This is a genomic window from Algibacter mikhailovii (assembly GCF_014651495.1).
Taxonomy (GTDB): Bacteria; Bacteroidota; Bacteroidia; order Flavobacteriales; family Flavobacteriaceae; genus Algibacter_E; species Algibacter_E mikhailovii.
Genome location: NZ_BMWZ01000001.1, coordinates 1 through 24,532 on the forward strand (window position 1 = coordinate 1; position 24,532 = coordinate 24,532).

At 32.4% G+C, this 24,532-nt stretch carries 27 protein-coding genes and 1 tRNA gene; 7 read left to right on the forward strand and 21 right to left on the reverse strand.

Annotation, left to right across the window (positions count from 1 at the left end; genetic code table 11):
* Positions 1-969 (forward strand): IS110 family RNA-guided transposase (locus tag IE051_RS00005; RefSeq protein WP_229796685.1); only part of this gene is annotated, 969 nt, incomplete at its 5' end.
* A gap of 49 nt (positions 970-1,018) precedes the next feature.
* Here IE051_RS00005 and IE051_RS00010 read toward each other — a convergent pair.
* The 12 genes from IE051_RS00010 to IE051_RS00065 form a co-directional block, all read right to left on the reverse strand.
* Complete coding sequence (locus IE051_RS00010; RefSeq protein WP_189358185.1) at positions 1,019-1,759, reverse strand: hypothetical protein; 741 nt, start codon at positions 1,757-1,759, stop codon at positions 1,019-1,021.
* Positions 1,760-1,913: 154 nt separating this feature from the next.
* Positions 1,914-2,468: a hypothetical protein gene (locus IE051_RS00015; protein WP_189358187.1), complete on the reverse strand. Its 555-nt coding sequence runs from the start codon at positions 2,466-2,468 to the stop codon at positions 1,914-1,916.
* Positions 2,469-2,590: 122 nt separating this feature from the next.
* Complete coding sequence (locus tag IE051_RS00020; protein ID WP_189358189.1) at positions 2,591-3,154, reverse strand: hypothetical protein; 564 nt, start codon at positions 3,152-3,154, stop codon at positions 2,591-2,593.
* Between the two features lie 9 nt (positions 3,155-3,163).
* The gene (locus IE051_RS00025; protein ID WP_189358191.1) at positions 3,164-3,313 is read right to left on the reverse strand and encodes a hypothetical protein; all 150 of its coding nucleotides are present in this window, start codon (positions 3,311-3,313) and stop codon (positions 3,164-3,166) included.
* Between the two features lie 330 nt (positions 3,314-3,643).
* Positions 3,644-4,315, reverse strand: a complete 672-nt coding sequence (locus IE051_RS00030; RefSeq protein WP_189358193.1) for a hypothetical protein — start codon at positions 4,313-4,315, stop codon at positions 3,644-3,646.
* A 93-nt stretch (positions 4,316-4,408) separates the two neighbouring features.
* Positions 4,409-5,089: a hypothetical protein gene (locus tag IE051_RS00035; protein WP_189358195.1), complete on the reverse strand. Its 681-nt coding sequence runs from the start codon at positions 5,087-5,089 to the stop codon at positions 4,409-4,411.
* A gap of 79 nt (positions 5,090-5,168) precedes the next feature.
* Positions 5,169-5,759, reverse strand: a complete 591-nt coding sequence (locus IE051_RS00040) for a hypothetical protein (protein ID WP_189358197.1) — start codon at positions 5,757-5,759, stop codon at positions 5,169-5,171.
* A 169-nt stretch (positions 5,760-5,928) separates the two neighbouring features.
* Complete coding sequence (locus tag IE051_RS00045; protein WP_189358199.1) at positions 5,929-6,336, reverse strand: lysozyme inhibitor LprI family protein; 408 nt, start codon at positions 6,334-6,336, stop codon at positions 5,929-5,931.
* A 353-nt stretch (positions 6,337-6,689) separates the two neighbouring features.
* On the reverse strand, positions 6,690-7,142 hold the full coding sequence (locus IE051_RS00050) for a hypothetical protein (protein ID WP_189358201.1): 453 nt from the start codon (positions 7,140-7,142) through the stop codon (positions 6,690-6,692).
* 56 nt (positions 7,143-7,198) lie between these two features.
* Entirely contained in the window at positions 7,199-7,879 is a 681-nt protein-coding gene (locus IE051_RS00055) for a hypothetical protein (RefSeq protein ID WP_189358203.1), read from the reverse strand.
* A complete protein-coding gene (locus IE051_RS00060; protein ID WP_189358212.1) occupies positions 7,879-9,237 on the reverse strand; it encodes a tyrosine-type recombinase/integrase in 1,359 nt (452 codons plus the stop codon). Before IE051_RS00060 ends, IE051_RS00055 begins: the two co-directional genes overlap by 1 nt.
* A 54-nt stretch (positions 9,238-9,291) precedes the next feature.
* Positions 9,292-9,365 (reverse strand) — tRNA-Met (locus IE051_RS00065).
* Between the two features lie 132 nt (positions 9,366-9,497).
* On the opposite strand from IE051_RS00065, the gene IE051_RS00070 reads away from it, so the two are divergent.
* On the forward strand, positions 9,498-9,890 hold the full coding sequence (locus tag IE051_RS00070; protein ID WP_189358214.1) for an START-like domain-containing protein: 393 nt from the start codon (positions 9,498-9,500) through the stop codon (positions 9,888-9,890).
* A 64-nt stretch (positions 9,891-9,954) separates the two neighbouring features.
* The gene (locus IE051_RS00075; protein ID WP_189358215.1) at positions 9,955-10,797 is read left to right on the forward strand and encodes an aminotransferase class IV; all 843 of its coding nucleotides are present in this window, start codon (positions 9,955-9,957) and stop codon (positions 10,795-10,797) included.
* Here the strand turns inward: IE051_RS00075 and IE051_RS00080 are convergent.
* The 5 genes from IE051_RS00080 to IE051_RS00100 all read right to left on the reverse strand — a co-directional run bounded on the left by IE051_RS00080 (position 10,794) and on the right by IE051_RS00100 (position 15,432).
* A complete protein-coding gene (locus IE051_RS00080) occupies positions 10,794-11,354 on the reverse strand; it encodes a YqgE/AlgH family protein (protein ID WP_189358217.1) in 561 nt (186 codons plus the stop codon). The genes IE051_RS00075 and IE051_RS00080 overlap by 4 nt on opposite strands.
* Positions 11,355-11,476: 122 nt before the next feature.
* Positions 11,477-11,749: an HU family DNA-binding protein gene (locus IE051_RS00085; protein ID WP_189358219.1), complete on the reverse strand. Its 273-nt coding sequence runs from the start codon at positions 11,747-11,749 to the stop codon at positions 11,477-11,479.
* Between the two features lie 186 nt (positions 11,750-11,935).
* Entirely contained in the window at positions 11,936-12,883 is a 948-nt protein-coding gene (fmt, locus tag IE051_RS00090) for a methionyl-tRNA formyltransferase (protein WP_189358221.1), read from the reverse strand.
* Between the two features lie 85 nt (positions 12,884-12,968).
* The gene (locus IE051_RS00095) at positions 12,969-14,873 is read right to left on the reverse strand and encodes a RecQ family ATP-dependent DNA helicase (protein WP_189358223.1); all 1,905 of its coding nucleotides are present in this window, start codon (positions 14,871-14,873) and stop codon (positions 12,969-12,971) included.
* 4 nt (positions 14,874-14,877) lie between these two features.
* Positions 14,878-15,432 carry an AAA family ATPase gene (locus IE051_RS00100; protein WP_189358225.1) on the reverse strand — a complete coding sequence of 185 codons (555 nt, stop codon included), beginning with the start codon at positions 15,430-15,432 and terminating at the stop codon, positions 14,878-14,880.
* A gap of 88 nt (positions 15,433-15,520) precedes the next feature.
* Here IE051_RS00100 and IE051_RS00105 point away from each other — a divergent pair, with 88 nt between their 5' ends.
* The 4 genes from IE051_RS00105 (at position 15,521) to IE051_RS00120 (ending at position 18,785) form a co-directional block, all read left to right on the forward strand.
* The gene (locus IE051_RS00105) at positions 15,521-15,814 is read left to right on the forward strand and encodes a DUF493 family protein (protein WP_189358227.1); all 294 of its coding nucleotides are present in this window, start codon (positions 15,521-15,523) and stop codon (positions 15,812-15,814) included.
* A gap of 64 nt (positions 15,815-15,878) precedes the next feature.
* Positions 15,879-16,532, forward strand: a complete 654-nt coding sequence (locus tag IE051_RS00110; protein ID WP_189358229.1) for a DUF4290 domain-containing protein — start codon at positions 15,879-15,881, stop codon at positions 16,530-16,532.
* A gap of 6 nt (positions 16,533-16,538) precedes the next feature.
* Entirely contained in the window at positions 16,539-17,849 is a 1,311-nt protein-coding gene (gene murA / locus IE051_RS00115; protein ID WP_189358231.1) for a UDP-N-acetylglucosamine 1-carboxyvinyltransferase, read from the forward strand.
* Positions 17,850-17,891: 42 nt separating this feature from the next.
* Positions 17,892-18,785, forward strand: coding sequence for an NHL repeat-containing protein (locus IE051_RS00120; RefSeq protein WP_189358233.1), 894 nt, complete (start codon positions 17,892-17,894; stop codon positions 18,783-18,785).
* Between the two features lie 64 nt (positions 18,786-18,849).
* Here IE051_RS00120 and IE051_RS00125 read toward each other — a convergent pair whose 3' ends face one another.
* The 4 genes from IE051_RS00125 to IE051_RS00140 all read right to left on the reverse strand — a co-directional run bounded on the left by IE051_RS00125 (position 18,850) and on the right by IE051_RS00140 (position 24,522).
* A complete protein-coding gene (locus IE051_RS00125) occupies positions 18,850-20,517 on the reverse strand; it encodes a formate--tetrahydrofolate ligase (RefSeq protein ID WP_189358235.1) in 1,668 nt (555 codons plus the stop codon).
* Between the two features lie 264 nt (positions 20,518-20,781).
* The gene (locus IE051_RS00130; RefSeq protein ID WP_189358237.1) at positions 20,782-21,390 is read right to left on the reverse strand and encodes a tRNA (guanine-N1)-methyltransferase; all 609 of its coding nucleotides are present in this window, start codon (positions 21,388-21,390) and stop codon (positions 20,782-20,784) included.
* A 138-nt stretch (positions 21,391-21,528) separates the two neighbouring features.
* A complete protein-coding gene (locus tag IE051_RS00135; protein WP_189358239.1) occupies positions 21,529-22,977 on the reverse strand; it encodes a glyceraldehyde-3-phosphate dehydrogenase in 1,449 nt (482 codons plus the stop codon).
* Positions 22,978-23,118: 141 nt separating this feature from the next.
* Entirely contained in the window at positions 23,119-24,522 is a 1,404-nt protein-coding gene (locus tag IE051_RS00140; protein WP_189358241.1) for a trypsin-like peptidase domain-containing protein, read from the reverse strand.
* Between the last annotated feature and the right edge of the window lie 10 nt (positions 24,523-24,532).

The following is a 24,532-nucleotide window of genomic DNA, read 5'->3' on the forward strand; positions in this document are numbered from 1 at the left end:
AATAAAGATATTAAATATTTTGGAATAGATATTAGTCATTTGGTTTTTGATGTCACCGATTCTGATGGGAATTACTATCAGTTTAAAAACACGATTTCAGGCTTTAAAAACCTTGCTAAACTTCTAACACTAAATAGTCATTGTGTTATGGAAGCCACTGGTTATTACCATTATCAATTAGCTTATTATTTACTAGAGTTAGGGATAAAAGTATCAGTAGAAAATCCTTTAGCTGTCAAGCGGTTTATCCAGATGAAATTGTCTAAGATCAAGACGGATAAAAGTGATTCTAAACTTATTTGTGAATATGCAAAACAAGTAGATTTAAAGCTTTGGGAAGGTCAATCTAAACATCAGAGAGAATGTCTTCAAATGACCAGACTCCTTTCTGTGTATACAAAACAGAGCACTATGCTGAAGAATAAAATACATGGTGAAGCCGTTTTAGGAAATCCTAGTAAAGTCGTTCAGAGTTCTATAAAGCGCAGTTTAAGACAAGTACAAAAAGAGATAGAAATCTTGGAGGATAAGCTACTGGTGTTAGTAAAAGAAGTTCACCACGATGTATTAACTCGCTTAAAAAGCATACCAGGGATTGGAAATAAAACAGCATTGATGTTAGTGGTTCTTACCGATGGTTTTGATCGTTTTACAAGCGCAAGTGAACTATGCAGTTATGCTGGATTAACTCCTGTAGTAAGAAAGAGTGGTAGCAGTGTAAATGGACGCAGTAGGATTAGTAAAATAGGGAATCAAAAGCTGCGTAATTTATTATTTATGTGCAGTTTTAATGCCTGTAAATACAACAAAGCATGCAGAGATATTTATGAACGCATTGTAGCAAAAGGGAAGAGTAAAAAACTAGCTTTAATAGCCGTGTGTAATAAGCTTCTAAAACAGGCTTTTGCTATCGCAAAATCAGGTTTAATATATGATGATTCTTATAGAAGTACTTTAGTGAAAAGTTAATGCTTTTTTATTTGTTTTTTACCACAGTACTTTGTTGGCGTGTCGTTTTTTATTTCAGATACTGTTCAAAATATTCATCAACTATTTTTTTGTTGAATTTATCTTCTCCTCTCCAATATTCAACAAAAGCCCAATCGTGTCTGCCAGTTGTTGGTCTATCATAATTTTTAGGTTCCAAAATTTCACAACAGCCAAGAATTTCCATTATTGTATGTCGTTCATTTTTACTTCCTTTCATAACTTCTTTTAATCTATCTCTTAATTTACCTGGATATTCTCCAATTTCTGAATCATTTATACATTTTAAAATTCCTTTAAAAGTCTTAATGTCTAATTCAGTTGGTTCACTAATATTTTCTTGACTAAATAATTTTAAATCAAGATAATTATATAATAAATCTGAATGTCTAACTCCGCTCCATTTAATTCGCTCAAAATTTAGAACATTCAGGTCTTCATTTTTGTATTCAAAAATTTCAGGTCGATAAAATTCTCTTTTTCCTTCAAGTATTAATTTGGCATTGAAATAACTGGCAATAGCAGAACGCCAATCAAGTCTTTTATTAGACAAACTTGATAAAAATCCGTTAGTTATTTTTTTTGTACTGATTTCGTTTAATATGTTTTTCAATTCAGTTTTCACCTCTTTCATTGACATTGAAACAGGCTCGAACATTAGTCCTTTTGATTTAGCATATTCAAAATCTATTGGGTCAGTTTCATATTCACGTTTCCAGCCTTGAGAACTCCAATAAGTTTTAAATAAAATTGATTTCGCCTTTTTATCCATAGTGTTTCTCAAATGCACGCCAACGTTGTTGTATAAGGAAAGTTGCGTGTTTGTGTGCGAGGATTTTCCGAAGGAAAATCAGAAGCTAGCAAACGAGCAACTAACTTTGGTTTAGCTAAAACTAGCAATTTTTTTTATACGGTGTTGGCACACGTTATTTTATTTTTTTCATTATACTTACTGTGTTCGGTGCACAATCCGTTCCGTCAGTTACATTGTCTGTATATCCGATTTTTACTTTTGTCGAGTCCAATGCAACTCGTATATAAATCATATAATCTTTTTGGTCATTTGAGTATTCGTTTGCAGGATAAGAAATACCATTTTTATCTTCGTCAATTTCTGAATCCAATCCGTAATTTCTATTAAACGCTTTTCCGTAATATTCCGTGTCACAAGGCATAGTTTCTGAACTTAAATAATAGTCAATGCTATCTTTTGATATAAACGAAATTCCGATTAATTGTCTTGAATCCATTCCTTTATATTCATAGACTTTGGAATATTTTTCAGAAAGAAAGTCAAACATTTTATCAGTTGATTCCAAATTCAGTTCAGTTGTATTAATTTGAGTTTTGGTTTCGGGTTCGATTTTTTCTTCTAATTCAGAATTCTGTTTTATATTCAATTGTTCTGGTTCAGTTGTCTTGTTTTTACAATTGATGAATATTAAAATCAGCATTAATATGTTTATTGTTCTTATTTTCATTTAATGTCTCGTCCTGAAATATGGCTACAGGTTAAAATTGAAATTAAGCTGATAATTTATATACCATATTCGGTGTTTTGAAGTCTAAAGATAAATGTAATCTTANAGCTGTAGTTTTTTTACTATAGATATTTAATATTGTTCATTAAATCTCTATATTTCAGCATATCTTCAGTGTCAATTTCAACAATTCCGAGTTCACTGACTTTTTCAGATTTTGCCATTTCCTCTTCTATTTCTAATATTTGTTTTTGAATATTTAAAGTTTGAGCAGTAGATACATACGGTAAATTGGCAGGTTTGTTTTTTCTGAAATAATCTTGACAGAAAAAGAATGCTGTATTCAAGTCTTTTACATTTTCTTTATTAATCCACGCTTTTTCGGTCAAATGAATTAACCAATCCCAAACTAGATGACCATTATAATCTCTGGTTTCCCAAAATCTACTGCTTTCTATGATATAATCTCTTCCACCTTTACCAACTAATGCATCAGACTCTACTTGCCAAATTCCGAACTTTATTATAGCAATACTTGCATAAAATTCTTCGTAATCAAATTGACCATTTTCCTTTGTGTATTTTACGGCCTTATCATAATCTGAATGGTCTTCGTCGAAATTATTTGGGATTTCTCCATTTTGCCAGAGGTCGTATAATAAGTTTTTTGCTTCTTGTTCTGTCATAACTTTTTTTTAAAATTTTACATCCAATTTTTCATCTAATAGACTTTCTAATTCCGTTCTAAAAAATATACCATTTGTTCTAATTTTTGCTCTATCGCAAACTACGTCAACAGCTAAATCACTTCTCAAAAATGGTTGAATTGATGCTTCTGCATTCATCGTTCTCAAATATGATTTAACAAAAGCATCAAATTCTTTTTCATTAGTTGGACGTATTATTTAACTCATCGATTGTTCCACCTCTATATTTTTGTCCGATTAAATGTTCGTTTTTATTTTTTAATTCGGTAGCTTGATTAAAATTCATTTCTTATGATTTTATAGTTGTAACGTCGTTTCTCAAATTACTGGCCACGGTTTAGTATAACCAAAGTTGTGTTTTGGTTTTGCAATTTTTCGTTTTATATAACTACTAAAATTAGTATTAAGAAATATTCTATTTTACTAAAAGCAACAATTTTGGTTATGCATTTTTGGTTGGTGTTTTTTTTAATCTACTCGTATTAATCTTAAATTTTCAAGTATTTCATTTGCCTCTTGACTGATGTACGAGTCTCCAATGGTACGTGGTATTGTGATAATATCAATATTTTCAGTAAATCTATCAACAATTCCACCTGCTTTTTTCCCAAGACAAATAATTAACTTTGGTTCTATTAACTCTAGCATCGGATTAATCAATAGGTTGAATGAATTCCTTTGAGCAAAAACTGGAGGTTTTTTATCTTGTTTTGTTCTATATGGAATTGCATTAAAATATGCTATATTTTTCAAATTATTATCTAAAGCTTGAAGTGTTGGTTCAAATATTCTCCATAGATTCCAAGATTTTAATATTTCTGGAAATTCTTTATTAATTGTTTGATATATTTCAATCTTGTTACTTTTACTTTGTTTAAAGTTTTCTAAAAGTGGATATAATAAATTGTCACTCGGATGTCTTTGAATTCGCTTATCACTTCCTCCTCCAGGATTTACTCCAAAAACAATTGTTCCTCCTTTATTGAAATTTTCTCCAAAATATCCTGGAAACATTATTCTCGCATCTTTTTTTAAGTGAAGAGGTGTATAATTATCTGAATTTATTGAGAATATCTCTTCTCGTTCTACTTGAACATTTGTGTAAAGTAATTCAATTAATTTATCTTGAAATTCTTTCATATTTACTAAAAGCTATTTTTTTATATTCAAAGTATTTTTATTTCGTAAGTAGGCTTGAACTAGCAATTAATTTTACACGGTGTTAGGCAACGTTTATTTTGAATATTGAATCAAATCATATTTTTCATTTATTAATTTGATTATTTTGAATAAATAACTTTCAATTTCTTGCAAGAACTCTATTATTATGTCGCTTTTAAGAAATTGAAAAGTATCCTCCTGAATTAATAATGAATTATGCACTAGGTCTTTAGGATTAAATTTTTCAATAAATGAATTTTGATGTACAATATCATTTCGCAATTTATTCCATACAAGTATTCGTTCAAAAGATTGATTTTCATTAGAAAGCAGCGGTATAACCTGATCAATTAGAAATGAATTGTATCTATTTATTAAAGATCCATTTTTGAATGAGGCTATTGTTTTTGTTGTACTTATGTGTGATTCACATATTTTGGAAATATTTTTTAATGTATGTTCGAAATATGAATAGATACCAACCAGATTCGATTTCAAAATATTGTCTAAAAAATAATTCAAATTTGAATCAATATTAAATTGCTTTCGCATACTAATAGCCACATCAAATTCCTCTTTATCAATTTCTTTTTTTATAAGAATATTATCACTCTCAATTTGATTCGATACAGATTTTATAAAATATTCAAATCGACGAATTGTAATTAATATTCCATCTGATTCATTTTCATTACAAGAGTTTATTTCTTCTGAGAACTCATTTTTAAAATGTCTTGCTTTTCCAAAATTCATATTTACGCTATATTGATTTTTAATAATGGTAAGGATTATTCTTTTGCTTAACTAGCTATACAATTAAATATGCACGTAGTTAGGCAACGTTAATTTTTTCTAATCTCTTAAAATGTTCCCACATTGTCCTTATAACATTCATAATTCTTAAAGGTTTTACTAATTCACCAGGAATGAAGTAAAAAGTTGTACCACAGAAAGAACCTTGAAAAGGCTTGAATTTAGGGTTAAATAAACTATTCCTTGTATTACGAATTACTTCAAATTCCTCTAGAGTTTGCTCTCTTTTTTCTATATCCAGTTTTAAAGTCAAATCCTCAAATAAAATACTCACTTTGAATTCTGTTGATCCGCATACATCTATATATTTTTGCCTTAAATACTTTTCATATGCGTTCCAAATAACGAATAATTGTCCAATATTATTAAACCTTACATGTGTTTGTAAAAGTTCCTTTTGTGCAAACAATTCATAATATTTTTTAGAATAAGAAATACTTGAGAGGTCAACTGTCCTTGCTTGGTCAAGAACAGCATGTGAAATATAGTCAAAGTATATAGAGGTGGAAAAGCCCATTAAATCGTCAACCAAACTACTTTCAATTTCAATTAACTTAAATTCCTCTTGTATTTGTTCAATTTCGTTAAGTGTGTCTTGTATTGTAGCCATGAGAGTGATAATGTTGCCTAACGGTCTTGTTTATGATTAGTTGCTACGTTAAATAGCTAAATTTTTCCTTTAAAATTTACTTTGTTTTGTATTGTTATTTTATGGCTAGAATTCACCAGCAATTAATTATAAACGGTGTTATGTGTAGTTATTCCTTCAGCTATATGTTTTATTCACCTAAAGCTTTCAAAAATTCATTTATTAAGTACTTAATTCTTTCCGAAACAAACTCTGCTTTTTTCTGATATTTAAACATTTTGTCGTCAAGACCATTTCCGAAACCAGTATTTTCCGAGTTTATTTTCTTAAATTCTTTATCCCGAAGCTCAAGCCATTCGATTTGGGATTCTCTTATTTTTAGCTTTTCTTCAGAGTTTAAATTCCTTTCTATTTTGTTATAAACAATATTCAATAAACTGTCATTTTCTTGATAATATTTCACTGAACAATTAAACATGAATTTTCCTTTATCCAAACATTCTTGATTCTCTTTTTCTATAATTTCTAATTCATGTGATAAATTCTGAGAATTTATGTTTAGAATTAATAAAAAAAATAGACCAAAAGTGAGTTTCATGCTAAGATTTTCAGAATTACACATAACTAGTTATATCCTAACAAAGTATCCTGTTTATAGTTGTTAACCACCAGATAAAAGTAATAAGGCTTAAATATATCTAATCGTTAAAACTATGCTGTTATTAGGTTAAATTACACTCCCAAATATAGCGAATTACTTTGTTTTGTTTAGTATTATTCTTACGTTATTTTGAGGGAATTTATGGTATAGGAACTAATTGTTTTCTAAATCCAGATGTAGGATTAAATTAATAGGTGTCAACTATTGTTTTTATAGTATTTAACTTATAAAGAATAGGACTTCCTCAGACTTTTTATTTGCGTATAGAAGGTATGTATTTAGTGTTTGATTTAAGTCAGTTTAGGATAAAATGAATAAACAATTTCATTCGTTTGTAAATCAAAATAGGGGAGCGCACCATCACTCCGATGAGGAAGATTATTTACAGGGTGATAGCGTTTAGTAATTTTATTGGCGAGCATTTTTAAATCGCCTTTGGTGGCTGGCCGATTCTCTAAAGGGGTAAAAGCATTTTGAAGTTTGTTGGCAATTATATTTCCCGCTGTTGAATTTCCTACACCTGCTAAACTCATGGTTTCTATTTTACCTTTATCTGTAGGAGGTGATTTTTCAGGAACAGTTACAAGTGTATTATTTTTTGTAGTGGTATTGAGTAATTTCTTTTTTGCCGTTATCTTTTGATGATGGTTTTTAGACCGACAACTATTGCTGCAAAAAACCTGAACGCCTCGTCTTTTGGGTATAAATTCTTTATAACAGTATTTACAGGTGTAATATTTCATTTATTAAATTTAGCGTCAAACAAACGTTTGTTTGACGCTAAATTAGTCAATTTGGACTAGTTATTAGGTGTTTTTGATTTTAAATTCACCTTAAAAACGGTTTCAAGTAAGTATTTATCCGCTTCTTCAAAACTAATGAGCACCTTTTTCTTTTTTCTAGGTGTTTTAACTTTAGTCTTGGTTGGTTTCGAGATTCCGGTGACCGATTTTGGTATTTTTATATCTCCAAAAACACTACTTATGCTTTCTTGAACCACCTTTGGGTCGGCCTGTTTTTTATGACCAAAGCACTCAGTCAATTTTATTGCATGTGACTTAATGGCTGTAAACTGCATTTGAAAATGTGCTTTGTGTTCTGCTGTAGCGTCTTTTATATTATCTTCTAGATTATTTAAAAGCCAGTCATAAATATATTCATAGGAAGCAACATGTTTCTGGTATAAGTCCAGGATGTATTTAAAAGCATCCTCTTGTAATTCCTTAAACTTATAGAGTTGAAAGATATTGTTTTCAAGATGCTTCTCCTTATTTAAAAGTTCAATTGCGGGAATACAATTTTCATATAATTTATGTTCTCCATTTGCTTTTATAATGACCAATGTATTGGTAACGCCAAAAGTCAAAAGATCCTGTTTCATCTCCTCTGTAATATTCGGAATGATTGATTCAGGAACATAAAAAATACTGGGGCGATAAAGGTTATTCACGAAACCCGTAATGTCATCATTAAAAGTCATTAAACATCTTTTAATAGGTTAGAATAATCTTCTGGTAATTGCGCATCAATATCTCTTAAATATTTCTCAAGAGCTGTCATGGTAGAATGCCCTGTAATCTGCATGAGTTGACTTTTTGCATTATATGGGGACGATGCTTTCACCAAAGCACGATAGAGTTTTGTGGTAAATGTGTGCCTAAAACTATACATGGTTTGATTGGCATCTAATTTAAAATGCTTTTTTACAATACTATTAAACTGTTTTGAGAAATAGTTACTTCTGTTTTTTTCTGTAGCATTCCAGAATCCTCCAATTTTATGAGGTGTAAATAAATAAGCCTCAGGGTCTAATTTTGATAAATCTGGTAATTCATCGAGAACAATTTGAGGAATCAATTTAGTCTTTAGTGGGCTGTTCTTAGCTTGAAATTGGATGGTTTTATTTACTAAATCAAAGTCTTTTATTTTTAAGCGACAGGCCTCAACAGGTCTCAAAAAATTATAGGAGAAGAATTTGATGAATAAGAGCAGCATTGGGTCCTCTTTTTCTAAGTGATCAAATATTTTTTCCTTTTCAGCAGGATTATAGGTTTTGTTTCTTTTAGACTTGCTTTTTAAAACCGGTGTTTTTTTCATGGGATTACTTAAAATAATCTCATTGTCTTCTAAAGTTTGCAAAAGCGTACTTAAATTAAGCCGGTAATTATTTCTGTTTCTAGCACTGGATCTTATTAAAATAGCATTCAAAAAGTCCATAGCTACTTTTTTATTGATTTGATCAATCGTTTTAATTTCAGGCTTATTGCTTTGCATCCAAGCTATAAATGTATTGGATGAGTACTGATAATCTTTATAGGTGCGATCACTAATTTGATTCTTTTTTAATTCTAAACTATATGCAATACCTTCTTTTAAAGACATGCCTTCCACTTTACTAGGTTCTTTAGAAGGACTTTTAGGTGTAGCCACTGGTTCTTGCGGTAAAGGGCTAGGAGCTATTTTATGTTCTGGAACTTCAATTTTAACAGGCGTATTGTTTTCATTATTCTGCTTTGAATTATGAAATGCCGTATTATCTATAAAGGGATCATAGCCTTCTTTGAGAAGTTTGATTAAGCGTTTTCTATAAATTGATAAGACAGCTAGGCGATCTTCTTTATTTTTATATGAATTTGCTGAACCATAAATATTATTCATACGCTTTAACTTTCCAGTTTTTGGATCTCTATATGAATAATGGACGTACCAACGTTTGGATAGATTGCCGTTTGCGGTGTTAATTTTTGGGGTTGAAAACTTAGGTTTGTGTGCCAAATCGTGTTCTAAATCGTGTTCATTTGTGTGTTCAAATGTAATAAACTTATTAAGAGTATGCATAAAAAAACGGTTTAGTGTGAACTAAACCGTTAGTTTGGAACTGATTAAGAACTGTAGCGAGAGCGGGGCACGATCCCGCGACCTCCGAGTTATGAATCCGACGCTCTAACCAGCTGAGCTACCTCGCCATAATTTAAGGGTGCAAATATAAAAACAATATTATTTTATCCAAACAGAACTGCAAGAAAATATTATTAAATATTGTTGTTATTCTTATCAATTAATGTATATATTGAGCAAAATAAATTTCTGAGCTACATATGGACGAAAAAATTAGATTTGACATTGAATTCCCAATACATGCATCACCACAATTATTGTATCAATACATAGCAACACCGTCAGGTTTATCTGAATGGTTTGCTGATAATGTGAATTTACGAGGAAATTTATTCACCTTTATTTGGGATGGGAGTGAAGAACAAGCAAAACTATTAAATAAAAAAAGTGGTGAACGCGTTAAGTTTAGATGGCTTGAAGACGAAGAAGATGATCAATCATACTATTTCGAAATTAGAATTCAAGTTGATGAAATCACAAAAGATGTATCATTGATGGTTACCGATTTTTCTGAAGAAGATGAGTTGGATGAGGCAAAAATGCTTTGGACAAATCAAATTTCTAGTTTAAAGCAAGTATTAGGTTCCATTTAAAAAAGAATAGTTTAATTTAAATTATATTTGCCCCGCTTTCAAAATAATGATAGCGGTTTTTTTTATGACAAATTTTAACGGAACAATCTTAGAAAAAGAAGAGCAAATGTCCTTTCAAAATAGGGGATATGCATATGGTGATGCGCTTTTTGAAACCATAAAAGTTAGTGGGGGTAAAATCCTATTTTGGGAAGATCATTATTTTAGATTAATGTCTTCCATGCGAATTATGCGTATGGAAATCCCTATGCGTTTTACTATGGAGTATTTAGAGGATGAGATTCGTAAAACTCTTGAAAATAGCGGGTTAAATACTGTTACTTCTCGAGTGAAATTAATGGTGCATAGAAATGAAGGTGGTTTGTATACACCAAACGTTAATGATGTTAGTTTTGTTATATCTGCCTCTAAATTGAATGAAGATTTTTATTTAATTAAGGATGAGTTTTACGAGGTAGATTTGTATAAAGATTTTTACGTGTCACCAAGTCTATTATCAACGCTTAAGACGAATAACAAAGCTATAAATGTTATTGGCAGTATATATGCTAAAGAAAATGGTTTAAACAATTGTTTTTTATTAAATACAAATAAAAAAATTGTTGAAGCATTAAATGGAAATGTGTTTTTAGTTAAAGGAAATATTATAAAAACACCTCCTTTAAGCGAAGGCTGTTTAAAAGGTATAATGCGAACTCAAATACTTAACCTGATTAAAGATTTGCCTGAATTGGAATTGGTGGAGGAATCAATATCACCATTTGAATTGCAAAAAGCAGATGAACTTTTTATAACCAATGTCATTGCAGGAATACAACCCATAAGCAAATACAGAAAAAAAATATTTAATTCAGCTGTGGCTAAAAGTTTAGTTCAAAAACTTAATGTAAAAATAAGACTTAACTAGTTATAACTAGGGTTTTCAGGAGCATTAGACCAGATACTATACTCACCACCAAACTCTAACATTTTTTCCTTCCAGAAGGTTTGGTAGTCCTTTTCAATAATATTTTTCTTGTAAATATTTTGAGAAACTACCCAAGAATTAGATTTCAATTCGTTTTCTAATTGGCTGGCTTCCCAACCAGAGTATCCTAAGAAAAATTTGAGATCTGTTTCTTTAATAATGTTTTCTTTTATAAGTGCAGCTACTTTAGTAAAATCACCACCCCAATAAATACCCAATGAAATTTCAATACTGTCTGGTATCAGTTCGGGTATTTTATGAATAAAGTATAAATTGTCTTGCTCAACAGGACCGCCATTATATACTTTGAAAGAAGCATTTACTTCAGGAATCAAATCGTTTATGGAATATTCTAGAGGTTTATTCAATATAAAACCAATAGAACCTTCTTCAGAATGATCGGCAAGTAAAACGATTGAACGGTTAAAGGATACATCACCTATAATAGCAGGTTCAGCAATTAACAAATCTCCTTTTTTGGGTTTAGTGTTAACCATAATTGTGAGGAATTAATAACTAAATCTAATATTTATTTCGATGAAATGCAAGGTTTAACTAAAATATAAAAGAAATGCCCTCACATTGTGAGGGCATTTCAATATTTTTTTGCATGTAATGCTTAGTTTACTGCACTTGATAAATCAGATCCAGCTTTAAACTTCACAATGTTTTTAGCTTTGATTTTGATAGTTTCTCCTGTTTGAGGGTTTCTTCCGTCTCTAGCAGCTCTTTTTGAAACTGACCAAGATCCGAATCCTACTAAAGAAACTCTATTACCTTTTTGTAAAGCTCCTTCAATTTCAATTAGCGCACACTCTAAAGCTTTTTTTGCAGCTGCCTTAGTAATTCCTGCGTGTTCTGCCATTGCGTCGATTAAATCTGTTTTGTTCATAATATAAAATTTAATAATTAATAAATCGATTATACTTTTGTTAAATCCTTTACAAATTTATACGGATTATGCAATCATGCAAGTAACAGCAAGGGAAATACCCAGTTTTGTTGATAACTTATAGCATTTGTTAATAAGAGATATGTATTTTATCCGATAATTAGCAGAGTCAGTAGACACAAGGGTTTAGAGCATTTTTGCATTTGCTTCAAAGGAATATCCATTTAAAAGGGATTTTATATCCATAGCGCGTTTTCCTGGAAGTTTTATTTCTTCCAAAATTATATAGCCTTGATGGACAGCGACCTTCAATTCTTTTTTTGTGGAAATAATCTGTCCAATCTCTAAGTCGTGCTCTGAAAATTCCTTTTTTGCTTTGTAAATTTTTACATCCAATTTATCAGTGCCGTTTATTAATGTACTCCAGGCTGCAGGATATGGACTTAGCCCTCTAATATGGTTATAGGTATGTTCTAGACTCTTATTCCAATCTACTTTACAATTGTCTTTATTTAATTTGTATGCTGTTTTTATATCAGCTGTGTCTTGCTGTGGCGTTATTTTAATAGCGTTATTTGCTATACTATCTACTGTTTTTAGAACCAATTTGCTCCCCATATGCATTAATTTGTCATGAAGACTTCCTGCATTTTCATCTGGTGTGATGTCAATGTCTTCCTGAAGGATCATAGCTCCGGTATCAATTTTTTCATCAATAAAGAAAGTGGAAACCCCTGTTTTTGATTCACCATTAATAATGGCCCAGTTAATGGGTGCGGCACCTCGATAATTTGGGAGTAAAGAAGCGTGCAGATTGAATGTGCCATATTCTGGCATTTGCCATACTACCTTGGGTAACATTCTAAAGGCAACGACTATCTGTAAATTGGCATTAAGACTTTTTAACTCAGCTAAAAAAGCTTCATCCTTTAAATTGGTAGGTTGTAAAACCCTGAGATTTTCAGATTTAGCATATTGTTTTACGGCACTTTCATTTAGTTTTCTTCCACGTCCAGCAGGTTTATCGGGTGCAGTTATAACGCCTACTATATTATATTGGTTCTCAACTAAGGTCTTTAATGAGTCCACCGCAAAATCTGGTGTTCCCATAAATACAATTCTTATGTCTTTCATGTATTAAAATATTTCTTTATCACTATTAATGCTTGTGTTTTGTTTCGTTTTATTGTCGTAATGCACTCCAGGAGCTTTAAACTATTTATAAATGATTTAATTCATACGTGTTTCTTGGCGTAATCTTTATTCTTTGATGCTCCAATAATAATTTTAGAACGGTTGTTAGTTCGTGTTCAGAGCAATTCAAATTTTCCAATAAGGCTCTAGAGGATTGGTCGTCATGCTCTAATAACGCAATTAATTGAGTGCTTAACGCTGTTAAATCTTGTGTTGAGTGCTTTTGCTTTGATTTTATACAAACAGAACAAATGCCGCAAGGTTTAGAATCCTTTTCACCAAAATAAACGAGAAGCTGCATGCTTTTGCATTGGCTGTTGTTTTCAACATAATCCAGCATAGCATGAACTTGATTTTGTTTTAATGTGTTTTGTTGTTCTATAATGGAAGCTATTCTATTTATGGATTTGTCATCTTCTCTCGGTTCTATAAATGTAACTTGTGCATCGGTTTTTGCTAAGTCGAGCGTGAGTATTTCATCGCGCTCTAAAAGCTGCAATGCGCTTATTAAAATGGGCTCACTAGCAGATGCCTTAGCCGCAATTTTATTCAAATCAATTTTGGTGACATGGTCAAAAATACCACCATACATTCTTAATATTGATTTTACAATGATACTCAATTCTACATGGGTTTCTAGATAGCTAAATAGGGCATGATTAGAAATTATAAACTGTACCGAAACTCGATTAATAAATTGTTTTGATAAGGTGATAATACTATTCCTATCTAGTATTAATAAGGCATTGTAGCACAATATAGAATTGAAGGCATAGGTTTTGCAAAAAGTACTGAAATCAAAATCAAAAGTTAGATATTCTCCTTCTCCGTAAGATATTTGAAAGTAATTACATAGTTTTCTATAAACCTGTTTTACAAAACTGACCGTTGGTAAAACCTTTAAAAATTGATTTTGAACTAAGACCTTATCACTGTGGTTTTTTAGGATCACAGCAAAGGCTTTCTCTCCATTTCTACCTGCCCTACCAGCTTCTTGAAAATAACTCTCAATGCTTTCTGGTAAATTTAAATGTATAACGGTTTTTACATCGGGTTTGTCAATGCCCATGCCAAAGGCATTGGTAGCCACCATTACCTGAGTTTGATTATTTACCCAAGTGGTCATATTGATATCCTTTTCGTCATTTGATAGCCCGCCATGATAATAGGTTGCCGAAATTTGTTTTGATTTTAAAAAAGTACTTAATTCTAATGTTGCCTTTCTGTTCCTAACATATAGGATTGAAGATTCTGTATTTTTTTTTAATATGGTTTCAAGTCGGTAATACTTATCATCCTCATGAAAAACCATATAGGCTAAGTTTGGTCTTGAGAACGATTTTTTAAATAGTTTTGGTTGGATAAAATCGAGTTCCTTTATAATATCTTGAACCACATTAGGTCTTGCCGAAGCCGTTAATGCAATAACATTAGTACTAGGCTGTAATTGTCTTAAAAGGTTAATGTTTTTATAAGCAGGTCTGAAATCACTACCCCATTGCGAAATACAATGGGCTTCATCTACCGCAATTAAGTTAACGTTCATTTGTTTAATGCGATCTTGAACTAACTCTTGTTGCAATCGTTCGGGGGAGAGGTATAAGAATTTATAATTACCATAAATGCAATTATCTAAAAGCGTATCCAGTTGACTATAACTTAGGCCGCTTGTAAGTGCCATGGCTTTTATCCCTTTATCCGTTAAGGCTGTAACCTGATCTTTCATAAGGGCTATTAGGGGAGAAATGACAATACAAATACCGCGTTTTACCAATGCTGGTATTTGAAAGCACAATGACTTCCCACCACCAGTAGGCAGCAGAACAAAGGTGTCATCACCGTCTAGCACAGCTTGTATAATAGCTTCCTGTTCGGGTCTAAAACTGGTGAAGTTCCAATAACGTTCTAATATGTTAATAGGATGTTCCACCAAGTTAGAGTTTGTTTAGAATAAAACTTGTGCGTGTGTCTACACTACCAAAAGGAACTTCTATTATAGTGTATCCAAAGGCCTTATAGGTAGATTTTAAACATTTATGGATCTGCTCTAATTCTTCATAAGTTTCAAAGCGCGCACTATCGGTTTTATAAATGGCTTTCCAGGGTGGTAATAAAAATACCTTTGAATAGTTGTGGTTGGTACAGGCATTTTCAAATACGCTATCATACGGTTGATTAAAATAATCCATATATGCCAAAACATCAGGAATCCCACGATCAAAAAAACAGGTGTGTTCCTCAAGCGTATTTGCACTATTAAATTGTTCTATACGTCCATTTAGCAAACGCGTATTGAATTCTAATGGATCTTTAGCAAAAACAATTGGATTAGAAATATGATTGGACGTATCAACTTCCTTTTTAGCTTCAGAAGTTAATAGTCTTATAATTTCATCAAAACAATGATACCCCTGTCTTTTTAAGTGATTAATAACGGAAGTCTTTCCAGTACCGGGCCCACCCGTTATAACAATCTTTCTTTTGTCCAAATCTCCTATATTTGTTGTAAAAATCGGAATTTAACCGCGATAAAAAAAATGGAAAGTAATCAGTATATTTGTACTAGAAGAATATACTATGAGCACACCACCAAATTCAGAAGAATTTTATAAAAAATTAAAAGAGCAATTATATGATACGGCACTCTGGCCATCGGAGTATTTGTATAAGTTTATTGTTATTTCAGATACTAAAAAGATTAAGCAAATAGAAGGTCTTTTTAATAATTTAGGTGCTGTCATTGAGACTAAAGAATCCAAAAATGGTAAGTATACAAGCCTTTCTATAAACGTTTCAATGAAAAACCCGGAGGCTGTAATTGATAAGTATAAAGAAGTTGCAGAAAAAGTAGAAGGCGTCATAAGTCTTTAGTTTTTTTTTGTATTTTGCGCGAGCATATCAACTACATGCACTTTTTTAACACTACACATTTATTTTGATAGATAATTTAGAATACAACACAGAGCGTGAACATTTAATCATTCCGGAATATGGGAGACATATACAGAAAATGATTAATTACGCCAAATCACTTGAAAAAAAAGAGGAACGCAATAAGGTGGCTAAGGCCATAATTGCGGTAATGGGTAACATGCAGCCTCATTTAAGAGATGTACCAGATTTTCAGCATAAACTTTGGGATCAATTGTTTATCATGTCTAATTTTGAATTGGATGCTGATTCCCCTTATGATATACCAACAAAAGAAATCTATGAAGAGCGTCCAGCGCCTTTAAACTACCCCCAAAACTTTCCAAAGTATCGTTTCTACGGAAACAATATAAAAACCATGATTGATGTGGCGAATACCTGGGAAGATGGTGATCTTAAAGATGCTTTAACATATACGATTGCCAATCATATGAAAAAGTGTTTTTTAAATTGGAATAAAGATACGGTAGAAGATGCTGTTATTTTTGATCACCTTTTTGAACTTTCAAATGGGAAATTAAATTTAAAAGACTCAAAAGAGGATTTAACCGATGCTACTAGTTTATTGCGATCTAAAAATAAATTTTCTAACAATAGCAATAAGAAAGGGCATCACCACAAAAAGAATTCTAATAATCGCCAAAGAAAACGCTACTAGTACTTTATGGGAACATTTAAAATTGAAGGTGGACACCAATTAAAAGGAAGCATTCAACCTCAAGGAGCTAAAAACGAAGCCTTACAAATTTTATGCGCTGTTTTACTAACCCCCGAGTTAGTTACAATTAATAATATTCCGGACATTGTTGATGTTAATAAGCTTATTGCCTTATTACGAAAACTTGGAGTTAAGGTTGAAAAACTTGGAAAGGGATCTTATAGTTTTCAGGCAGATGAAGTTAATTTAAAATATTTAGAATCAGACGAGTTTAAGATTGATGGTCGCGGCTTACGTGGTTCTATTATGATTGTTGGTCCGTTATTAGCAAGGTTTGGCAAAGGTTATATCCCAAAACCTGGAGGAGATAAAATAGGACGCCGACGTTTAGATACCCATTTTGAAGGTCTTATTAAGTTAGGGGCCAAATTTGGATACAGTAAAGAAGAACAGTTCTATGGTGTTGAAGCCAAAAAATTAAAAGGTACCTATATGTTACTGGAAGAAGCTTCAGTGACCGGTACTGCCAATATTTTAATGGCGGCTGTTTTGGCTGAAGGGCAAACCACTATATATAATGCGGCTTGTGAACCTTATTTACAACAGCTTTGTAAAATGCTAAATAGAATGGGCGCCAAGATTAGTGGTGTAGGTTCAAATATGCTTATTATTGATGGTGTTGATTCCTTAGGGGGAACTGAACATAGAATGCTCCCTGATATGATTGAAATAGGGAGTTGGATTGGGCTTGCGGCAATGACCAAAAGTGAATTAACCATTACCAATGTATCTTGGAATGATTTAGGTTTAATTCCTGAAACATTTAGAAAATTAGGTATTACTGTTGAAAGACAAGGTGATGATATTCATATTCCAGCGCATACCGATGGTTATGAAATACAAAGTTTTATTGATGGCTCTATTTTAACCATATCTGATGCACCTTGGCCAGGATTTACACCTGATTTACTGAGTATTATTTTAGTAGTTGCAACACAGGCTAGAGGAAGCGTATTAGTGCATCAAAAAATGTTTGAAAGTCGTTTGTTCTTTGTGGATAAATTGATTGATATGGGAGCTAAAATTATTCTTTGTGACCCGCATCGTGCTACCGTAATAGGACATGATTATAAATCGACTTTGAAAGCAACAACCATGACGTCTCCTGATATTCGTGCAGGAGTATCCTTATTAATTGCAGCTTTGTCTGCTAAGGGCACCTCTACTATTCAGAATATAGAGCAGATAGATAGAGGTTATGAGAATATTGATGAGCGCTTACGTGCCATTGGTGCTCATATTGAAAGGGTGGACTAAGATATTTGCTTAGAAGTTATTATTTTAAAAAATATACATTTGATGAAAAACTCACTTCTATTAATCGCGGTTTTTATGTCATGTTTTGTTTTGTCATGTAATAATAGAGGCAAAAACAAAGCATTAAAAAAAGAAATTGAAGGTGTTCAATTAAACCCATCACTAGAATTAGTATGGGAAACAGATTCACTTCTAACCACTTGCGAATCTGTGTTATATGACAAATCATCTCAGGTCATTTATGTTTCAAATATTAATAATGGACCTTGGGAGAAGGATGGGAATGGTTTTATATCAACAATTAATACAAAAGGAGAAATAACAAATCTAAAATGGATAGAAGGGGTAAGTGCCCCAAAAGGTTTAGGTATTAGTAACGGAAAACTATTTGTGAACGATATTGATGATGTTGTTGAGATTGATATAGCTTCTCGAAAAATTACTAATACTTATACTGTTGAAAATAATCCACAGCTAAATGATATTACGGTGGATACCAATGGTTATGTTTATGCATCCGGTTCTAATTCAAATACCATTTATCAAATTAAAGATGAAGTTTTGAATGTATTTGCGGCTGATAGTTTGAAGAGATTAAACGGTTTGCTCCATACAGAAGAAGGTATTTACTATTTAGATTCAGGAACTCAGCAATTTGGAATTTATAACACGACCACAAATAAGTTTCAGAAGTTAACTGATGGTATTGGTCATGGAGATGGTATTGTTAAATTGGAAAATGGTGATTTTATTACTTCTAGTTGGAAAGGGGAGATTTACCACATAAACAGTAAAGATTGGACTAAAACACTATTACTTGATACTAAAGAACAGGAAATAAATGCGGCAGATATAGATTTTATACACGAAACACAAATGCTTCTTGTTCCTACTTTTTTTCATAATACGGTTAGGGCTTATAAGCTAAATTATTGATCTTCTGCAATAAACAAATTCAGAAGAAATCTTTTCAATATTAGTAATCGGTCTTTTATCTGAATCAAAACAATCCTGAAATTTCCCCATCATCATTGATGTCTATGTGCTCTGAAGAAGGATGAGAGGGAAGGCCTGGCATTCGCATTATATTACCAGTAATGGGTATTAAAAATCCAGCACCCGATGCTATTTCAATCTCCCTGACGGTTATTATGAAATCTTTTGGCCTACCTAGGAGTTTGGGGTTATCTGATAGTGATTTCTGGGTTTTAGCTATACAAACAGGTAATTGTTCTAAGCCTAACTTTGCTATTTTAGCAAGTTGTGCCTTGGCATTTGCTGTATAATCCACATATTCAGCGCCATAAATTTCCTTAGCTATTGTTTCTATTTTTACTTTAACGGGTGACTTCCATTGATATAAAGGCTTAAAGTTAGAAATATTTGAGTCAACAATATCAATTACTTTCTGGGCCAGATCTAAAGCACCTGCACCGCCTTTTTGCCAAACATCAGCTACGGCAACATTTATGCCTTTAGACTTTGCAAATGCTTTAATGACCTGAATTTCTTCTTCTGTATCTGTTGAAAATTTATTAATGGCTAAAATGGGGGCAACTTGAAATTTATTGATGTTTTCGAGATGTTTTTCCAAATTAGGAAGCCCTTTTTTTATGGCCTCAATATTAGGTGTGGTTAAAGATTTTAAATCGGCACCACCATGATATTTAAGTGCTCTAATGGTTGTAGTTAAAACAACAGCTTTTGGTTTTAACCCAGCACTTTGGCATTTGATATCGAAAAACTTTTCAGCGCCTAAATCAAAGCCAAAACCAGCTTCTGTAATGGTATAATCAGAATGTGACATCCCCATTAAAGTTCCTATAACGGAGTTGGTCCCTTGGGCAATATTGGCAAACGGACCACCATGAATAATGGCAGGATTACCTTCAATGGTTTGTACTAAATTTGGATTTATGGCGTCCTTTAGTAGCACGGCCATTGCGCCTTGAGCCTTTAAATCTTTTGCATAAACGGGTTCCTTATCGTAGGTGTAACCAATAAATATTTGACCTAAACGCCGTTTAAGATCACTCAGACTTTCTGCTAAACAAAGAATGGCCATTATTTCTGAAGCAGCGGTGATATCAAAACCAGTTTCTCTTGGTACTCCTGAACTAGTACCGCCTAAACCTACTATAACTCGTCTTAAAGCGCGATCATTCAAATCTAAAACACGTTTCCATCCTATTGTTCTTGGGTCAATATGTAAAGACGTCGATTTGCTTTGGATATTATTATCAATAAGTGCAGCCAACAGGTTATGCGCTTTTTCAATGGCAGCAAAATCTCCAGTAAAATGTAGATTGATATCTTCCATAGGCAGTACCTGTGAAAATCCACCACCAGTTGCACCACCCTTTATTCCAAATACAGGCCCTAATGAAGGTTCTCTTAATACTACCGTGGACTTTTTTCCTAAACGGTTTAACCCTTCTGATAAACCTATTGAAATGGTTGTCTTTCCTTCGCCAGCTGGTGTAGGGGAGGTGGCCGAAACTAAAATAAGATGACTTTTTTTAGCTTTAGATTTATTGATGAATTTTATTGGTAATTTCGCCTTGTGCCTGCCATACATTTCAATATCCTTTCCTGGAATACCAAATTTTTCGGCAATGGCCGTAATGTTTTTCAACGACACCGTTTTAGCTATTTGTAAATCATTCATACCAATTCTATTTAGTTCTCTTTAAAAGTAATTAAATAATATAGTATTTCTAAGCTATTCACATTATATAATAGGATTATTAAAAAAATGAAGAACTCGATATTTCTAATGGGATAGGATATTCTAAAGTAAACGGTGTCCTACTCAGTATAGAGTTAAAATGCTTGTATTTAGCATACTATGACAATGTTATGTGTTCATGAAATAAAAAAGGTTGCATTCATGGAAATAATGCAACCTTTTAAACAAAGTGTATTTTTGGTTTTAAGCTTTTTTCTGCTTATTTATTTCATCTTGTAATTGGCGTCTCACTTTTTGCTCACGTTCTAAAGCCGTTCTTCTATGCTCTTCAAATTCTTCTTCAATCTCTGATAAATTTTTTCTTGATTCCCTTGTAATATCATTACTGCTCTTAAATTTATAGATGAAGAAAAGTAATAGGGCAAATAATACACCAATTATACCCCACATAAGTCCTTTGTAATTGTTTTTGCTTAATGGCGCTCCGAATAATGAAATGCTATCTTTATCAGCATTAGTTTGGTCTAAATTAGCTTGTGTACTTGCCAGATTAGATTTTAATTCTGAAATTTCTTCTGACTGGTTTTTAACTACCAATTGCGTTTCTGCTAAATCTTTATGTACTGCTTTTAAAGAATCCAGCGTATGAGATTTTAATATATAAAGCCATGTTTGTTTAACTACTTTATACTCTTGGTATTTACCCGATTTTCTTATAAGGTAATCAAATTGACTTTCTATCGTACCACTGTTCAATGAAGGTTTAGGTGCTTCAGGCTGGTCTTGTGAAAATGAGGTAAGAGAGAATAAACAAGTTAAAAATGCTATAAAAATCGTTTTGACAGGGTTCATTTTGAACATAATTTAATTGGTTGTATTGGTTGCGAATTTATAAAATATTGTTAACTATATGGTTATAAATAAATAAAAAGCGTCAAGTGATTGTGCTTGTTTATATACGATGTAAATTATATTTTAGGTTTTATTATTTTAATAATAAGTAAAGCGCCTAACTTTAGCTATGTATTTTGCCAATCTTATGACCTGATGGCTATATCCATATTCGTTATCATACCATATATACAATATAATATTTTTTCCATCTTTTCGCACAATAGTAGCTTTGCTGTCATAGATAGAAGGTGCCGAACAGCCCACAATATCACTTGACACGAGTTCATCACTCAATTCAAATTTTATTTGTTCAACCAGTGGTCCTTCAAGGGCGTACTTTTTTAGAATAGCATTCACGCCATCTAGAGAAGTTTTTTTGTCGAGTTCTAAATTTAGTATCGCTAGGGAGCCATTAGGAACGGGTACTCTTATTGCATTTGATGTTAATTTGCCCTCTAAACTCGGCAAAGCTTTTGAAACAGCACTTCCAGCACCAGTTTCAGTAATAACCATATTTAATCCCGCGGCACGACCACGACGGTATTTTTTGTGAAAATTATCAACTAAATTTTGATCATTAGTGTAGGCATGGATGGTTTCTAAATGTCCGCTTTTTACTCCAAAAGAATCTTCAATGGCCATAAGAATAGGACTTATGGCATTGGTGGTGCAAGAGGCAGCTGAGAAAATATCAACGTCATCAGGATTATATTGATGTTGATTAACCCCATACACAATATTAGGGACTTCTTTTCCCGGTGCGGTTAATAATACTTTATGTACTCCTTTTGATTTTAAATGTTTACTGAGGGCTATTTTGTCTCTAAAAGCGCCAGTGTTATCAATGACTAAAGCGTTGTTGATGCCATAGGTAGTGTAATCAATCTCTTCAGGGCTATTGGCTGAAATAATTTTTACAGTAGTCCCATTTATAATAAGGGCACTATTTTTTTTATCAATAGATACGGTTCCGGGAAAGTCTCCATGAACAGAATCATTTCTTAGCAGTGAGGCTCTTTTTTTTAGAATTTCCTCATCAATGGGACCTCGAGTTACAATGGCTCTTAATCGTAATTGGCTTCCTTTACCGGTACGTACCATAAGCTCTCGGGCTACCAGGCGACCAATCCTACCAAAACCATATAAAACAACATCTTTAGGTTCAAAACTGCCATTTTTCTTGGCATCCTTTAATTTTTGGGAAATAAAGGCTGTTGCATCATGGTGATTATTGTCTTGCTTATGCATTTCAAAAACAAGCTTGCCAATGTCTAATTTGGCAGGTGGAAGATCCAATGCTTTGATGGCCTGAGCAATTTCAACCGTATCAAAAACGGACATTGGTTTTTGGACAAATTTACCGGAGTAGTCCAGTAGATTTAAAATTTGACTCACATTCCTATCAATTAATTGATTCCTGAAAAGAACCAATTCTATGGATTTATCATACCATAAATCACTGATAATTTTAATGAATTCTACTGTGGCTTTTCGTCTATCTGCCTGAAAGGCCAATTCATTTTCATAAGTTTTTTTAGGACTCATAGAATAGTAGTTTAGTTTGTAGTGAATAGTTGAGACTAATGTACCATATTTAATCGTTTTTTGTAAAATGATTTATAAAAAAATAATCCTATTAAATTCATTGAATTTAATAGGATTATGGAAAGACTAAAGGCTTTTTGATTATCTAAAATTATAACGTTCTATTTCGCCATCAATATTAATAAGTTCAATTCTTAAAGCGTCATAAGAGGATCTGTTTTTTATAAGGTTTTTAACATCGTCTATAGAATAAACTGGTTCATCATTAATAGCTGTAATAATGCAACCTTTAACAACCCCATTTTTCTCCCAATATCCTGCATATTCATCATTTAATTGGGTGATTTTCACACCGTTTTTAGCTTTAAACTTTTTTAAATCTGCTTGACTTGTATTTTTTACACGTCCAACGAGCGGCATAACATAAGTGTCATTTTTTGCAAGCGTAACCGATACTGTTTTTAGTTCACCATCTCGAGAAAGCTTTAATCGAACAATATCATTAGGTCGTTTCGCGTTTAAATGCCCTGTTAAATCTGAGAATTTAGAAACCTCTTTATTATCAATTTCTTTAATGATATCTCCTTTTTGAAGTCCAGCCTTATCTGCACCTGAACCTTCAACAACACTGCCAACATAAACACCTTCAGTTTCATCAATGTCTAATTGCTCTGCTAAGTCACTGTTAAGATCACCACCTTGAATACCTAAAATACCATTTTGGACATTACCATATTCCATGATGTCTTCAATCACTTTTTTTGCAATGTTGCTTGGAACGGCAAAAGAGTAACCAATATATGATCCTGTTTGAGATGATATTGCCGTATTAATACCGACCAATTCACCATTGGTATTTACTAAAGCACCACCAGAATTACCTGGGTTAACAGCCGCATCGGTTTGAATAAAAGATTGCGTACTCGCACCAGATAAATCTCTTGATTTGGCACTAATGATTCCAGCGGTTACTGTAGATGTTAAATTGAATGGGTTTCCAACAGCTAAAACCCATTCTCCTATTTTGGCATTGTCAGAATCTGAAAAGGTTACGAATGGCAGCTCCGTGTCTGCTTCAATTTTAAGTAAGGCAATATCTGTTTTCGCATCGGCACCTATCAATTCAGCATTGTACGTTTTATTATTATTTAATGTAACAGATAGTTCTTGTGCGTTTTTTATAACATGATTGTTTGTTATAATATAACCATCTGCATTAATAATAACACCAGAACCTGTACCTACCTGAGGATGTGGAGATCGTCTTCCATAGAAAAAATCTTGAAAGGAGGTTTCTCCCGAACTCATGGTTACATTTTTTACGTGTACTACTGCATTTACCGTGTTTTCAGCTGCCGCAGTAAAATCGGGTGCTTCATTAGAATACATTAAATTTCCAACATTACGGGTTGGCAAAAACGTAGCTTGGGTTTCCGGTGAGGAAGCTATTATTGGTTTTTCTTCTTCAAACATTAATTTATATGCACCTAAAGTGAAGATACCTCCTAGGGCAGAAACTATTACTAATGTTATAATCTTCTTCATAATTATATGG

Excerpts from the sequence above, each read along its gene's own strand:
- IE051_RS00105 (WP_189358227.1), top strand. The coding sequence starts at position 15,521 with ATGAGCACACCACCAAATTCAGAAGAATTTTATAAAAAATTAAAAGAG.
- IE051_RS00040 (WP_189358197.1), bottom strand. The coding sequence starts at position 5,759 with ATGGCTACAATACAAGACACACTTAACGAAATTGAACAAATACAAGAG.
- IE051_RS00075 (WP_189358215.1), top strand. The coding sequence starts at position 9,955 with ATGACAAATTTTAACGGAACAATCTTAGAAAAAGAAGAGCAAATGTCC.
- IE051_RS00025 (WP_189358191.1), bottom strand. The coding sequence starts at position 3,313 with ATGAATGCAGAAGCATCAATTCAACCATTTTTGAGAAGTGATTTAGCT.
- IE051_RS00015 (WP_189358187.1), bottom strand. The coding sequence starts at position 2,468 with ATGAAAATAAGAACAATAAACATATTAATGCTGATTTTAATATTCATC.
- fmt (WP_189358221.1), bottom strand. The coding sequence starts at position 12,883 with ATGAAAGACATAAGAATTGTATTTATGGGAACACCAGATTTTGCGGTG.
- IE051_RS00060 (WP_189358212.1), bottom strand. The coding sequence starts at position 9,237 with ATGCATACTCTTAATAAGTTTATTACATTTGAACACACAAATGAACAC.
- IE051_RS00030 (WP_189358193.1), bottom strand. The coding sequence starts at position 4,315 with ATGAAAGAATTTCAAGATAAATTAATTGAATTACTTTACACAAATGTT.
- IE051_RS00135 (WP_189358239.1), bottom strand. The coding sequence starts at position 22,977 with ATGAGTCCTAAAAAAACTTATGAAAATGAATTGGCCTTTCAGGCAGAT.
- IE051_RS00130 (WP_189358237.1), bottom strand. The coding sequence starts at position 21,390 with ATGAACCCTGTCAAAACGATTTTTATAGCATTTTTAACTTGTTTATTC.
- IE051_RS00050 (WP_189358201.1), bottom strand. The coding sequence starts at position 7,142 with ATGAAATATTACACCTGTAAATACTGTTATAAAGAATTTATACCCAAA.
- IE051_RS00020 (WP_189358189.1), bottom strand. The coding sequence starts at position 3,154 with ATGACAGAACAAGAAGCAAAAAACTTATTATACGACCTCTGGCAAAAT.
- IE051_RS00085 (WP_189358219.1), bottom strand. The coding sequence starts at position 11,749 with ATGAACAAAACAGATTTAATCGACGCAATGGCAGAACACGCAGGAATT.
- IE051_RS00070 (WP_189358214.1), top strand. The coding sequence starts at position 9,498 with ATGGACGAAAAAATTAGATTTGACATTGAATTCCCAATACATGCATCA.
- IE051_RS00045 (WP_189358199.1), bottom strand. The coding sequence starts at position 6,336 with ATGAAACTCACTTTTGGTCTATTTTTTTTATTAATTCTAAACATAAAT.
- IE051_RS00125 (WP_189358235.1), bottom strand. The coding sequence starts at position 20,517 with ATGAATGATTTACAAATAGCTAAAACGGTGTCGTTGAAAAACATTACG.
- murA (WP_189358231.1), top strand. The coding sequence starts at position 16,539 with ATGGGAACATTTAAAATTGAAGGTGGACACCAATTAAAAGGAAGCATT.
- IE051_RS00055 (WP_189358203.1), bottom strand. The coding sequence starts at position 7,879 with ATGACTTTTAATGATGACATTACGGGTTTCGTGAATAACCTTTATCGC.
- IE051_RS00120 (WP_189358233.1), top strand. The coding sequence starts at position 17,892 with ATGAAAAACTCACTTCTATTAATCGCGGTTTTTATGTCATGTTTTGTT.
- IE051_RS00080 (WP_189358217.1), bottom strand. The coding sequence starts at position 11,354 with ATGGTTAACACTAAACCCAAAAAAGGAGATTTGTTAATTGCTGAACCT.
- IE051_RS00010 (WP_189358185.1), bottom strand. The coding sequence starts at position 1,759 with ATGGATAAAAAGGCGAAATCAATTTTATTTAAAACTTATTGGAGTTCT.
- IE051_RS00140 (WP_189358241.1), bottom strand. The coding sequence starts at position 24,522 with ATGAAGAAGATTATAACATTAGTAATAGTTTCTGCCCTAGGAGGTATC.
- IE051_RS00035 (WP_189358195.1), bottom strand. The coding sequence starts at position 5,089 with ATGAATTTTGGAAAAGCAAGACATTTTAAAAATGAGTTCTCAGAAGAA.